Source organism: Symbiopectobacterium sp. Eva_TO (genome assembly GCF_053848865.1).
On sequence record NZ_JBSPEY010000004.1, the window covers coordinates 250,511 to 263,113 of the forward strand.

Genomic DNA, 12,603 nt, shown 5'->3' on the forward strand with positions numbered 1-12,603 from the left:
GCCATAGACTGGGCAGCGAGCACCAGGGGTTATGACAGTTCAACCGTGCAGGATGTGATGCTGAGGTCGGTGGAAAAACGCTTCGGTAGCGCGCTGCCGGATAAACCAGTGCAATGGCTGACGGATAATGGTCCAGCGTACACAGCGCATGAAATGCGGAAGTTCGCCAGAGAACTGAATCTGGAGCCCTGCACAACAGCAGTGAGCAGTCCACAGAGTAACGGCATGGCAGAACGGTTCGTGAAGACGATGAAGGAAGATTACATCGCCTTCATGCCAAAACCCGATGAGCGAACAGCGCTGAAGAACCTTGCAGCGGCGTTCAATCATTACAATGAAAACCATCCGCACAGTGCGCTGGGATACAACTCCCCAAGAGAACATCGGCGCCAGCGGGCATCGTTAACTTAAGATACAAAAGCTGTCCGGAGATGGTGGGTCAAGATCATTGTGGCTAGGTAGTGATGTCAATGAAGGTGGACTGTAGAGTGCGGCTGCAACCAAAGAAGAAACACCTACGTAAATAAGTCCAGGATTTGCAGTGGTTACTCCAACAAGCATTGATGCGAATCCAATGCACGTTGCAGTGGTTCTAGGATTTTTTTTGACAAATTCAATTGCTGTATTTCCTATATTTGTGATTTTATTTGCTAGTGCTAATATTTTATTGTTGCTTGCGGATTGATTTACAGTGACATCATTCAATCTACTGTAATTGTTACTAATTCCACTAAATACGAAATTTGCCATGGATGTGATGTTCATTTTGTGTACTCCTCATGGAAATGTCGGTCTGTTTTTCTACTTCTATTTTTACTCCTTGTTTTTTTAAAAAACTATGGGGTTTTACACCGAAATCCGGCTTTGTTGAATAAATTGAATTACCCCGGATAAATTAGAGGCTACACTTTAAAAGTAGAGGTCTCTATGACAACGAGGCTTTGTTGAATAAATCAGAACTTGTAACGACTGTGCCCCATCGGGTCGATTGTTACGTGATGCGAATACTGTTCGGCATTCCTAATAGCGTGATCCGGTTAAGCGCTTTGACCATCGCCATGGCTTCACCCACCTGAGCATCGTAGTCACGCAGACTTAGATGACCACCCAGAAGCGTTTTGAACCGGAACATGGCCGTTTCAGCCGCTGAGCGTCGGTGATAGCCCACTTTCTTTTTCCAGGTATCGTTGCTGCCGCTCAGGCGCTGATTTGCAACAGCGTGGTTACGCTCGTGGTAGTGGTCCGGCCAATATTGCGCCCCCCTTCGCGGCGGGATAAGCGGCCTTATTTTTTTCCTCAGCAGAGCATCATGGCAGTAACCTGTATAGTAAGCGCCGTCAGCCGATGCCTCTCTGATTTTCCGGTGGGTCTGGTTTATCAGTGCCGGTAGAGCCTGGGCATCAGTCGTACCACTGAGCGACAAATCCGCACAGATAATCTCATGCGTCGCACTGTCTACTGCCAGATGCAGCTTACGCCACACCCTGCGTCTGTCGGAACCATGCTGCCGGACTTTCCATTCGCCTTCGCCAAAGACCTTCAGGCCGGTTCCATCAATGACCAGATGTGAGATTTCACCACGGGTTGGCGTTTTTATGCTGATGTTCACTGTCTTTGCTCGCTTGCTGAGCAGCGAATAGTCTTGTAGTGGTCAACTAATATTGGCCACCGCATTAGACTGTATGTAGAACAGTCGCTCAGATTCGTTTGGAGTTAAGCCGCCGTTATACCAGTGAGGCCGGATAGCGCTGTAATACCCCGTGATGTAGCGGATAATCGCGTCCTGGGCTTCGCTGAAGCTGTTGTAACCCTTTGTCGGCACCCATTCTGTCTTCAGGCTGCGGAAGAACCGCTCCATTGGCGCATTATCCCAGCAGTTACCCCGCCGACTCATACTCTGCTTTATCCGGCAGCGCCACAGGGCTTGCCGGTATTGACGGCTGGTATAGTGGCTGCCCTGGTCGCTGTGGAACATGACTCCTGTTGGTTGTCCCCGGAGTTCCCAGGCCATCTGCAACGCTTTAACTGTCAGCGCCGAGTCCGGCGACGTCGACATGGCCCAGCCCACCGGTTTGCGGGCGAACAGGTCTAGCACCACCGCAAGGTAAGCCCAGCATTTGCCCGTCCAGATGTAGGTCACATCGCCGCACCAGACCTGATCCGGCGCGGTAACCGCGAACTGGCGGTTGAGATAGTTCGGTATTTCAACGTGTTCATTGCCGCCGCGTTTGTATTTGTGAACCGGTCGCTGGCAGCTGGCGATACCCAGCTCCTTCATCAGCTTGCCAGCCAGCCAGCGCCCCATTTTGACACCGGAGCTGCCGGTGACGATGGTCGCGATACTTCGAGCGCCGGCAGAGCCGCCGCTGGCGTTCCAGGCTTCCATGACGCGGCTACACTTAACCACGCGCTCACCGTCGGGTTCATTAGCGGAAGCCTGCCAGTGCCTGTAGCTGCTGCGATGTACCTCAAAAGTTTGGCACAACGCCGTGACCGGGTATCGCGCCCTCAGCCTGTCGACTACCGTGAACCGTTGAGTGAGTCCGACATTAAGAGCGCCGTAGCCTTTTTTAGGATTTCGTTCTCCATTTCAAGGCATTGGACTTTTTTCTTCATCTCACGCAGCTCGAGCTGTTCAGGGGTAAGAGGAAGTCCCGTTGGCGTTTTTCCCTGTCGTTCAAGGCGAAGCTTATTGACCCAGCGACTAATGGCAGAATGGCTGACATTAACCGCCTCTGCGGCCTTAACGTATGTGTAGCCGTGGTCGACAACAGCAATGGCTGATTCATCTAGCCATACGGTTAGAGAACCCGCGCTGCTTGAGGGCATTGTTATAGTAGGGCCAGTTAGTGATTTTAAAATTTTGTTTTGCCATGGAGACCTGATGTTGAAACAACTATGGTGATCTGATCCGATGATTACCCAAACTTTCTATTTATTCAACAAAGCCGGTTTTACGGCGCACCGAATATCAGGTAGCAATAGGTTTCGTTGGCTTTACCCGGCTCAACCTCAACGCCGACGCGAGAACAGATATCAAAGGCCATATGTGCGCATTCGTGCGCCAGCGTTGACAATTTTCCATTGAATACGCCGATAATGTGCAACGTTCCGTTGGTACTGGTCATAGTATGAGATAGACCATTGCTGTTATTGTCATGCTGCTCTACGCCAAGTTTTCGGTGAATGTCTTGCCATGATTCAAAGTCACGGCAGAAGACGACTATGCCGCTGTCGAATAGCGGAACATTCATTTTCGGCAGTCTGCCGATGTTGAGTTTTTTCATGCTATCCTGACTAAAACTAAGGAGGTTGGGATAAATTACGTTATTGCTGTGCTGCCAATGTTGCTGGTCGGATGCGCGAAAGTTAGTGATTATCAGACCGGTTGTGAACAGCGTTATTCCAAGCTTAGCGACATGGCAACCTGTCTCGATATCAGCATTAAAAATGATTCTCGTATGTCCTCTGAACCGACGCCAAAAATGTACGTTCTGGCTGCCAAGTTCTTAGGTCAGAAAGTAGATATCGGAGAGATTAGCGACGCACAAGCACGCCTTGAATTGCAGAATCTTTATGTAAATATGCAGCGCCAAGAGAAAGCCGATGAAGCCGCTAGAGGTCAGGCATTCCAGCAGGCTCTTTGTAGTGGCACACTGATACTGGCCACCTGAGCGGAGGTGATATGCTCACCTCATCAACACGACAGGTGACCTCATGGGTAAACATTTTACGGCGGAATTTAAGCTCGAAGCCGCAAAGCTGGTTGTCGACCACGGCTACACATACGTTAAGGCCGCAGAGGCGGTTAATGTCAGCCATTCTGCCATTAGTCGCTGGGTCAATAAGCTTCGCCTTGAACGACAGGGAAAAACGCCAACGGGACTTCCTCTTACCCCTGAACAGCTCGAGCTGCGTGAGATGAAGAAAAAAGTCCAATGCCTTGAAATGGAGAACGAAATCCTAAAAAAGGCTACGGCGCTCTTAATGTCGGACTTACTCAACGGTTCACGGTAGTCGACAGGCTGAGGGCGCGATACCCGGTCACGGCGTTGTGCCAAACTTTTGAGGTACATCGCAGCAGCTACAGGCACTGGCAGGCTTCCGCTAATGAACCCGACGGTGAGCGCGTGGTTAAGTGTAGCCGCGTCATGGAAGCCTGGAACGCCAGCGGCGGCTCTGCCGGCGCTCGAAGTATCGCGACCATCGTCACCGGCAGCTCCGGTGTCAAAATGGGGCGCTGGCTGGCTGGCAAGCTGATGAAGGAGCTGGGTATCGCCAGCTGCCAGCGACCGGCTCACAAATACAAACGCGGCGGCAATGAACACGTTGAAATACCGAACTATCTCAACCGCCAGTTCGCGGTTACCGCGCCGGATCAGGTCTGGTGCGGCGATGTGACCTACATCTGGACGGGCAAATGCTGGGCTTACCTTGCGGTGGTGCTAGACCTGTTCGCCCGCAAACCGGTGGGCTGGGCCATGTCGACGTCGCCGGACTCGGCGCTGACAGTTAAAGCGTTGCAGATGGCCTGGGAACTCCGGGGACAACCAACAGGAGTCATGTTCCACAGCGACCAGGGCAGCCACTATACCAGCCGTCAATACCGGCAAGCCCTGTGGCGCTGCCGGATAAAGCAGAGTATGAGTCGGCGGGGTAACTGCTGGGATAATGCGCCAATGGAGCGGTTCTTCCGCAGCCTGAAGACAGAATGGGTGCCGACAAAGGGTTACAACAGCTTCAGCGAAGCCCAGGACGCGATTATCCGCTACATCACGGGGTATTACAGCGCTATCCGGCCTCACTGGTATAACGGCGGCTTAACTCCAAACGAATCTGAGCGACTGTTCTACATACAGTCTAATGCGGTGGCCAATATTAGTTGACCACTACAACCTGCCTGCTTGGGCTTAAAGAGCAGTTTTTCGCATTCTGACATGGTGAGTTTCACCTTAGAGAACCGTAGCCACTGAACATCCAGTCCGCCGGGCTTTTTAATCGTTGCCGTTATTTTGTACATAAGTCTCTCTGAGGTTGTTTATGCCGCTACACCGTTCATCATGACGCTTAACAGCCGTGGAAACAGGCTATCGTAGAAGTGTGGCTGCGTCTGGCGCGGATTGGCTGGGTCAGTGAGATTTTTGCCAAACTGCAAGCCTTTCTCTGTTAGCGACCAGAATAGTTTCTCTTTGTTGGGATGCTTGCTGCTGGGGCGTGACTTGCGCTCAACGAATCCGAGCAATTGCAGGCGCTTGAAACCTGACTGTGCGGTGTAGGGCTTGCCGTGCAGCATCAGCAGTTCGGTCAGGGAATGTGTGACTTCGCTTGAGCCGGTTACACTCATATCGTTATACACATCGTTCTAACGCACTTTTTAATCAATGAGTTACGGGTTTATCTCAGAGTGGCATTTTGAACCTCAAAAAGCCAATGGGATGGCTTGAATGCCTTAATTCACGGGGTTCTGAGCATCCTGTTCAAAAAATGGCCAAAAGATGTGTATAACGATATGGGTTACACTGCCCTCTGGCGCGTCTACGGCGTAGGCTGGCAGGATATCCGGCATGCCGAGGGAAGATTGTAGCTTTTTCATTGCACCCAGCATCGCGGAAGGCGCTATGCGCAGCTCTTGCTTGTAGAAAGCAATCATTGCCAATCCAGCCTGAACTTTTTCTACCAGTACGCCATTGCTGGACTTTACAGAATCACGGAATTGCTCATATACCTGAACCTCGAATGCGGGTTCTATCCATGCAGCATAGCGGATGGCGATAATTTCAACTGCCCAGCTCCCCGATTCCAGTCCCCCCTTGATGATGTTGACCGAAGCACTTTGCGATGCTTCGCTTACTTTTTGTACAAATGTACTAATGCCTTCGCTTCTTAGAAAGACAGAAGGTCGTTTCGATTCTGTCGCTTTACCTTGTGAAACAGCAGCTCGATGTAAATCATTCAGGCAGTAACGCCCGAAAGCGTCCTGACGGACGACGGTATTTTCAATGACAACTAATTTAGACATAACGATTTCTCCATAATTAAACGGATGTGGTTATCAGAGGGCTAACTTGTAAAATTTTGCAGATTGGCGGTCAGATCGCTTACACTTGGCTTAACACAGGAGGAGCCGCTATGGGCCAGGTTGCATTTGATACTCAAGAGTTCGTCGAGAAGCTGGAAAGCTCTGGTCTTAATAGAGAGCAGGCCAAGGCTATAACCCTTGTCGTGCGTCAGTCCCATGAGGTTGCAGACCTTGCTACCAAGCGTGACCTTGAAGACGTGCGCAAAGATTTAACTGTTCAGATAGCCGATGTCCGCAAGGATATTGACGCTCGCTTCGAGAAGCACGAAGCTCAGATGCAGGCTCGCTTCGAGAAAACTGAAGCTCAGATAGCCGATGTCCGTAAGGATATGCAATTAGTCCGCAAGGATTTACAGCTTGAGATGGCGGGTATTCGCTCAGAGCAGAAGTTAATTCGCTGGATGCTGAGCGCTGGAATTTTGGGTATTCTCTCTCTGGTTGTGAAAGCTTTTCTCGTTACGGCTCTTTAATCAATTCTGCCACTTGGGTCGGTAGCTCAGTGTGGAAGAGCGTACGTGTTCCCCAACCTTAAGATGCGGGTTCGATTCCTGCTCGACCTCCAGCTTTCAGCAACTCCCCCTCTCGCGTCAGGCGGAACCCGAGATTGTGTAGCCGCCTGACGACATGCATGGACTCATGCTGCTACCTTGGATAATTTCCTGATAGCCTCAAGTTCTCTTTCAAGTTCAGCCAGAAACTGCGTTAACGCCTCCTCTATTTCAGCAACCCGTTTATCGTCCTGATGAATTCTCAACTGGTAATAGGCAAGGTCTGGCGGTAGCCTGTCGTCATAGCTGACAAAATCACACCATTTCCTGCCCGTACACATCATTTGCGCATGCATCTGTAGGATGTATTGATTTTTCGGCTTACCGGTCCTGATGGTCTCTAAATGCGTCCATGTATTGGGGCACTTGATTTCAATCAGACCATCATCCCCCACAAGACCATCAGGTGATGCGCCAAATCCTACGATATCGGGGTGAAGAATAAACCCGACTTCCGTCACTTCTGCGTCAAACTGGTTAAGCAGGTACATCTCCCGCGCTACCGGTTCAAGTTCAGTGCCGCGCTGCATGGCGGCGTTTGAGTAACTTTCTTCGATCTTTCCGGTCAGGCGCTGGCAGATAAGCTCTGCCATATAGTTCTGGCGGCTGGCGGAATAGCCCGATTTGGTTTTTGCCATCACGTCAGATAAGCGACTGGCGGTCACGTTACCGCACCGGGCGGCAAACCATTCATCACTCCGCTGTTGCATGATTTAGCTCGCTATATTCTGCATCGACGGGAATGCTTTTCTTAATACGCTCTTTTTCTGCATTGCCGATAATCTGGCGTTCTTCCTGAGTGAGGCTCTTCCATGTCTCCGCGAAAACTTCCATGCTTAGCTGTGCCGCTTCTTCGCTCCGGGCAATGAGTGCAGGGCGGCGCTCGTCTGTTTGTTGTCCAACAACAACGCTTGCCGGGCTGCTTTCGATGATCCGCTCTGCTTCGTCGCTGTCGTAAATGCCAGCAAACCCAAATGCCAGGCGTGCACACTGAATAAGTGACTTGTGGCGCAGCATGCGGGTGGGGTGTGATTGCTACGGCTGGGTATTGCGCTTACACTCGCCCATGTATTCGGTGACTACAGTGGGGTGTTTGCGGTCTTTGCGGTAAATCTTGCAGGTGCAAGCCCCCTCTTCCTTGTCGTAGCCGAATTCCATTCCGTCGAACTGAGGATGTTCGTTAATGATCCGCGCCCATCCATCGACACCAACAACCGGGACAATCCCGCCCTTGTCAGGAAAGGCATAAATTTCTTTTGTCCACGGGTTGAGTCCGTACTGGTTGGCAACAATAAGCAGGGCGGTAAATTGCTCGTCCGTGACGTTACCCCCCTTGAACGCCGTATTCTTAAGGGTATTCATCAAGTCCGTACCTGGCTCCATACCGAGACGCTCAGCCAGCTTCCCTGCCATTGTTGCTAATGCTGTGCTCATGCTGCATCCTCCGTGCTGTTCTGCCTGTCGTAAATCCAGAGCGCCCGCTCAACCTTCACGCGGTGAAAAATGGCGTCGAATACTCGCTGACTCTCGGCTTCCTGATAATCAACATCGCTATCTTCCATGTACTCACAGGCTAGCGATGTGTAAGCGTCGGGCCAGTGCTTTCTAAGCGGATCACGAAACCTTTCGATAGACTTCTCCGCCAATTGCTCAGCCTCTGCGTAACAGTCCTCTGTTATTTCAGGCGGCATTTCTTCCATGATTTTCCGAATAGCCTGTATCTTTGATGGATTAAGCATTGGGGTTTCCCTTCTGATTAACCGTTGCAATAAGCTGCTCGAATAACCGTTGCAGCCAGCTTTTGTTTTTGAAGCTCTGGCCCGTGACGATATTTGAGCGGTGATGTTCGATTGACCGAATCGGGTCAAATTTAATTTCAGGACGCACGATGGGTGCGCCCGCGATAGCAAGTTCCATCGTGGCTTTCCTTGATTTGGATTGATGTATAATTTTGCCGACGAATATCGGCGCGGGTAATAAAGAGGCAGTTCTGTGTTATCTATTATCAGTGTGATGTTGATTGCGGTGATAAGCGGATGATGGGAATGCTGAAAGTGTTTCAGTCATACACTGGCGTTAATTTTTTCACCTGCTTTTTAAGCCACTTATTTTCTTCCGTTAGATAGAAAACAGTTGATTTATATACTCTTGTCTCATTGTCATCACAAGGCAGGATGTCAATACTCATCAAATAATGTGAATCATTAATATTATTGCTGCCGTTGGTGACAGCGACCATGTTACCGAAATCAGGATGATTGAAGGTCGTGATATGAGGTTTATTAAGTTGCATCATTTGTATTAGTCGCGACTTGATCTGACACTGGACCTTGAAAGGTTGAGAGTTACCGGTTTTGATATGGGTGTCGAATCCTTATACAAAACACGAGGTAACTCTCATGCTTCATACTAACAATCCCATCATCAAACACAAAGCCGGCCTGCTCAATCTCGCCGAAGAACTCGGTAACGTATCAAAAGCCATATCGTTATACACATCTTTCTAACGCACTGTTTAATCAATGAGTTACGGGTTTATCTCAGAGTGGCATTTTGAACCTCAAAAAGCCAATGGGATGGCTTGAATGCCTTAATTCACGGGGTTCTGAGCATCCTGTTCAAAAAATGGCCAAAAGATGTGTATAACGATATGATCAAAAGCCTGTAAAATCATGGGTGTGTCACGCGACACGTTTTATCGCTATCAGGAACTGGCGGCAGAAGGCGGCATTGACGCTCTGGTTAACCAAAACCGCCGGGTTCCCAACCTGAAAAACCGTGCTGATGAAGCCACTGAACGTGCGGTTGTTGATTACGCCATTGAGTTCCCGGCTCATGGCCAGCACCGGACCAGTAATCAGCTGCGTAAAAAAGGCGTCTTCATTTCTGGCAGCGGTGTGCGCTCCATCTGGCAACGACACGATCTGGAAAACTTTCGTAAGCGCCTGAAGGCACTTGAGGAAAAAGTTGCCAGAGAAGGCATCGTACTTACTGATGCTCAAATCGCTGCACTGGAGAAGAAGGCGCGGAGAAGAAGGCGCACGACGACGAAGCCTGTGGTGAAATAGAGACTGCTCACCCGGGTTATCTGGGGTCGCAGGACACCTTCTACGTGGGTAATCTGAAAAGGTGTTGGCCGTATCTACCAGCAGACGTTCGTGGATACGTACTCGAAAGTGGCGCACTGCAAGCTTTACACGAGTAAAGCACCGATCTCTGCCGCCGACCTGCTCAATGATCGCGTGCTGCCGTTCTACGAAGCTCAGGGGCTGCCAATGCTAAGAATACTGACGGACAGGGGGACGGAGTACTGCGGTAAAGTGGAACAACATGACTATCAGCTGTACTTGGCTATCAACGATATAGACCATACGAAAACGAAAGCGATGTCTCCGCAGACAAACGGTATCTGCGAGCGCTTCCATAAAACTATTTTGCAGGATTTTTATCAGGTTGCGTTCCGTGCATATTCGCATCGTGATCGATCAGTGATTCGCATGACAATCGATCACGATTTCGCATCTAAGGTCGATCACTGATTCGCGTCGTATCGATCACTCCGGGACTTAACTCTTCTAACCTCCTCTCCGTTCGCAGTTTCTACTGAAATGGAGATAACGATGGCCAGAAAGAGAAAAAGCAGGAGTCCCATGGAGACTTGTCTTCAGATCTTCAAACTCAAATTTGAGTGCAACCAGTCTAATCGCACCATCGCCGCTGCTCTTAGGGTCAGCCCTTCCACAGTTTATGAGGTGCTCTCCCGTTTTACCGCCGCATCGCTGTCGTGGCCATTGCCTGATGCGCTCTTGCCAGAAAAACTGGAAAAGATGCTGTTCCCCACCCGCAGAATGCGCACCTCGGAGCTTATCGCGCCAGACTGGCTGTATATCGATACCGAGCTAAGACGGCCAGGGGTTACCAGGCAGCTGTTGTGGATAGAATACAGCACCGAAACCGGAGAAATGGCGCTGGGCTACTCTCAGTTCTGCCGTTGTTATCGCCAATGGAAGAAATGCCAGAAACGCTCGATGCGCCAGACCCACCGTGCCGGTGAGAAGCTGTTCATCGACTTCTGCGGGCCCACGGTGCCGGTATCCGACCCCGATACGGGAAATGTGCGCCGGGTCGCCATCTTCGTCGCTGTCATGGGAGCGTCAAATTATACCTATGCAGAAGCCTGCCCCGGTCAGGACATGATGAGCTGGCTGAATGCTAACAGCCACTGCCTGACCTTCCTCGGCGGCGTTCCAGCCCTGCTGGTACCCGATAATCTGCGTAGCGCGGTGAGCAAAGCAGATCGCTACGAGCCGGTCATCAACGACAGCTATCAGTCTTTGGCCTCGCATTACAGCACGGTAGTGATGCCAGCCAGACCCTACAAACCGAAAGACAAGGCCAAAGTGGAAAACGGCGTCCTGCTGGTCGAAAGGTGGCTCCTGGCGCGAATACGCAATGAAACCTTCCATACGATGCATGCGCTCAACGTCAGGCTCAGTGAGCTGATGACCGAGCTGAATAACCGGCCAATGAAAGGTTATGGGGGCCAGAGCCGAGCGCAGCGCTTTGCGCTGCTCGATGCGCCGTGCCTGCAGCCGTTGCCAGCCATGCCCTATGAATACACCGAATACCGTGCGGTGAAGGTCGCTCCTGACTATCACGTCGAATACGACCGCCACTGGTACTCCGTTCCCCATGAGCTGGTTGGTGAAAGGCTGTCGGTAAAAGCGGGTCAGACGTTGGTCCAGGTCTGGCATAAGGGCCGCTGCGTGGCTCAGCACCCTCGCAGCGATCGGCAGTACAGCCACAGCACGAATCCGGCACACATGCCGGTCAATCACCGCGGGCACAGCAGCTGGACACCTGAAAAGCTGCTGGATAATGCCGCGAGAACCGGCAAGGCGACCCGGCAGGTGGTGGAAGCGATGCTAAACGCGAAGAATCATCCTGAGCAGGCTTATCGGGCTGTTCTCGGCCTACTGTCGCTCCAGAAAAAATACGGTGCCGAACGGCTGGAAAAAGCCTGTGACAAGGCCTGCGGGCTGAACCATCCGGAAAGGCGTTTTATCGAGAATCAGCTGCGTCACAACAGGGAGGGCATCGGAGAAACAGTTAAAGGAAATAGAGAGTTACAGCTTCCACTGGAGCACGAGAATCTGCGTGGTCCAAAATATTACCACTGAAAAAGGGAGTCGTTATGACTGATGACCTGCTAACCAAACTTAGAACGCTGAAGCTGTCGGCAATGGCCGATGGCATGATACGCCAGCGTGAGGCACCTGGTACATACAATGAGCTGGGGTTCGCAGAACGCCTGGGGTTACTTGTCGAAGAAGAGCTACTGAATCGTGAAAACAGCCGTGTTGGGCGGTTGAGAAAGCAGGCACGGTTGCGCCACGGTGCAACCCCTGAGGGTATGTACTATCCGGTCTCCCGAGGGTTAAAGGCCGAACAGATGCGCGAGCTTCTGAACGGGCATTACATCACCCACAGCAAGAATATCCTGATAACAGGGCCAACTGGCAGCGGAAAAAGCTGGGTAGGTTGTGCCCTGGGCGAGCAGGCGTGCCGGCAAAAGAGAAGCGTTCAATACTGGCGCATGGGTCGGCTGCTGGATCAGCTTGAGCAGGGCCGACTGGACGGCAGCTGGCTTAAGCAACTGAAACAGCTTCAAAAAATAGAGTTTCTTATCTTGGACGACCTTGGTCTTGAAGTTATCACAACGCGGCAATGCAATGACTTGCTGGAAATAACGGAAGAGCGATATGGGCAAACCAGCACGATCCTTATCAGCCAGTTGCCGGTGGAGCAATGGTACGGAGTGATGGAAAACCCGACGGCGGCAGATGCCTTCCTGGATCGGCTGATCCACAACTCTCACAGAGTGGAGCTTCAGGGAGAATCATTAAGGAAAAATAGCCTGGCAGTGGAAAGCGCAGAAGAAACACGCTAAAACGATAAAAAAGTTAGGTTCCCGGG

Annotated in this window: 14 protein-coding genes and 5 pseudogenes; 7 read left to right on the plus strand and 12 right to left on the minus strand. The window is 51.1% G+C overall.

Annotated features, from left to right (window positions below; translation table 11 throughout):
* Positions 1-411 (plus strand): annotated as a pseudogene (locus tag ACWWJF_RS03195) (integrase core domain-containing protein); the annotation flags it as partial.
* On the opposite strand, the gene ACWWJF_RS03200 reads toward ACWWJF_RS03195, so the two are convergent.
* From ACWWJF_RS03200 to ACWWJF_RS03215, 4 genes and pseudogenes are all read right to left on the minus strand, one after another.
* On the minus strand, positions 403-750 hold the full coding sequence (locus ACWWJF_RS03200) for a hypothetical protein (RefSeq protein ID WP_455868663.1): 348 nt from the start codon (positions 748-750) through the stop codon (positions 403-405). The pseudogene ACWWJF_RS03195 and the gene ACWWJF_RS03200 overlap by 9 nt on opposite strands.
* Before the next feature lie 241 nt (positions 751-991).
* Positions 992-1,642 (minus strand): annotated as a pseudogene (locus ACWWJF_RS03205) (IS5 family transposase); the annotation flags it as partial.
* A 12-nt stretch (positions 1,643-1,654) separates the two neighbouring features.
* Positions 1,655-2,875, minus strand: a pseudogene (locus tag ACWWJF_RS03210) (transposase); the annotation flags it as partial.
* Positions 2,876-2,954: 79 nt separating this feature from the next.
* Positions 2,955-3,287 carry a hypothetical protein gene (locus ACWWJF_RS03215; protein WP_455868664.1) on the minus strand — a complete coding sequence of 111 codons (333 nt, stop codon included), beginning with the start codon at positions 3,285-3,287 and terminating at the stop codon, positions 2,955-2,957.
* Between the two features lie 57 nt (positions 3,288-3,344).
* Here ACWWJF_RS03215 and ACWWJF_RS03220 point away from each other — a divergent pair, with 57 nt between their 5' ends.
* Entirely contained in the window at positions 3,345-3,674 is a 330-nt protein-coding gene (locus ACWWJF_RS03220; RefSeq protein WP_455868665.1) for a hypothetical protein, read from the plus strand.
* A gap of 43 nt (positions 3,675-3,717) precedes the next feature.
* A protein-coding gene (locus ACWWJF_RS03225) for an IS3 family transposase (RefSeq protein WP_455868400.1) occupies positions 3,718-4,886 on the plus strand; the annotation gives its coding sequence in 2 pieces (ribosomal slippage) (positions 3,718-3,973 and positions 3,973-4,886; 1,170 coding nt in all).
* Here the strand turns inward: ACWWJF_RS03225 and ACWWJF_RS03230 are convergent.
* The 3 genes from ACWWJF_RS03230 to ACWWJF_RS03240 all read right to left on the minus strand — a co-directional run bounded on the left by ACWWJF_RS03230 (position 4,850) and on the right by ACWWJF_RS03240 (position 6,019).
* A complete protein-coding gene (locus ACWWJF_RS03230; RefSeq protein WP_455868666.1) occupies positions 4,850-5,020 on the minus strand; it encodes a DUF1187 family protein in 171 nt (56 codons plus the stop codon). The two genes, ACWWJF_RS03225 and ACWWJF_RS03230, sit on opposite strands and share 37 nt — an antisense overlap.
* 18 nt (positions 5,021-5,038) lie before the next feature.
* The gene (locus ACWWJF_RS03235; protein ID WP_455868667.1) at positions 5,039-5,344 is read right to left on the minus strand and encodes a hypothetical protein; all 306 of its coding nucleotides are present in this window, start codon (positions 5,342-5,344) and stop codon (positions 5,039-5,041) included.
* Positions 5,345-5,449: 105 nt separating this feature from the next.
* Positions 5,450-6,019, minus strand: coding sequence for a KilA-N domain-containing protein (locus ACWWJF_RS03240; RefSeq protein ID WP_455868668.1), 570 nt, complete (start codon positions 6,017-6,019; stop codon positions 5,450-5,452).
* A 110-nt stretch (positions 6,020-6,129) separates the two neighbouring features.
* Between ACWWJF_RS03240 and ACWWJF_RS03245 the strand changes: the two genes are divergently transcribed.
* On the plus strand, positions 6,130-6,549 hold the full coding sequence (locus ACWWJF_RS03245) for a coiled-coil domain-containing protein (RefSeq protein ID WP_455870909.1): 420 nt from the start codon (positions 6,130-6,132) through the stop codon (positions 6,547-6,549).
* Positions 6,550-6,713: 164 nt separating this feature from the next.
* Here ACWWJF_RS03245 and ACWWJF_RS03250 read toward each other — a convergent pair whose 3' ends face one another.
* The 5 genes and pseudogenes from ACWWJF_RS03250 to ACWWJF_RS03270 all read right to left on the minus strand — a co-directional run bounded on the left by ACWWJF_RS03250 (position 6,714) and on the right by ACWWJF_RS03270 (position 8,923).
* Positions 6,714-7,337 (minus strand): lambda exonuclease family protein, encoded by a 624-nt coding sequence (locus ACWWJF_RS03250; RefSeq protein WP_455868669.1) that lies wholly within the window; start codon positions 7,335-7,337, stop codon positions 6,714-6,716.
* Positions 7,338-7,500: 163 nt separating this feature from the next.
* A pseudogene (bet, locus tag ACWWJF_RS03255) lies at positions 7,501-8,061 on the minus strand (phage recombination protein Bet); the annotation flags it as partial.
* The gene (locus ACWWJF_RS03260) at positions 8,058-8,366 is read right to left on the minus strand and encodes a hypothetical protein (RefSeq protein ID WP_455868670.1); all 309 of its coding nucleotides are present in this window, start codon (positions 8,364-8,366) and stop codon (positions 8,058-8,060) included. The gene ACWWJF_RS03260 and the pseudogene bet, both read right to left, overlap by 4 nt.
* Positions 8,359-8,544, minus strand: coding sequence for a hypothetical protein (locus ACWWJF_RS03265; protein WP_438816323.1), 186 nt, complete (start codon positions 8,542-8,544; stop codon positions 8,359-8,361). The genes ACWWJF_RS03260 and ACWWJF_RS03265 overlap by 8 nt, the downstream gene beginning before the upstream one ends.
* Before the next feature lie 142 nt (positions 8,545-8,686).
* Positions 8,687-8,923, minus strand: a complete 237-nt coding sequence (locus tag ACWWJF_RS03270; RefSeq protein ID WP_455868671.1) for a hypothetical protein — start codon at positions 8,921-8,923, stop codon at positions 8,687-8,689.
* 358 nt (positions 8,924-9,281) lie between these two features.
* On the opposite strand from ACWWJF_RS03270, the pseudogene ACWWJF_RS03275 reads away from it, so the two are divergent.
* The 3 genes and pseudogenes from ACWWJF_RS03275 to istB form a co-directional block, all read left to right on the plus strand.
* Positions 9,282-10,136: pseudogene (locus ACWWJF_RS03275) on the plus strand (IS481 family transposase); the annotation flags it as partial.
* Positions 10,137-10,277: 141 nt separating this feature from the next.
* Complete coding sequence (gene istA, locus ACWWJF_RS03280) at positions 10,278-11,807, plus strand: IS21 family transposase (protein WP_455868672.1); 1,530 nt, start codon at positions 10,278-10,280, stop codon at positions 11,805-11,807.
* Between the two features lie 14 nt (positions 11,808-11,821).
* On the plus strand, positions 11,822-12,577 hold the full coding sequence (istB, locus tag ACWWJF_RS03285) for an IS21-like element helper ATPase IstB (RefSeq protein WP_455868472.1): 756 nt from the start codon (positions 11,822-11,824) through the stop codon (positions 12,575-12,577).
* Positions 12,578-12,603: the final 26 nt, after the last annotated feature.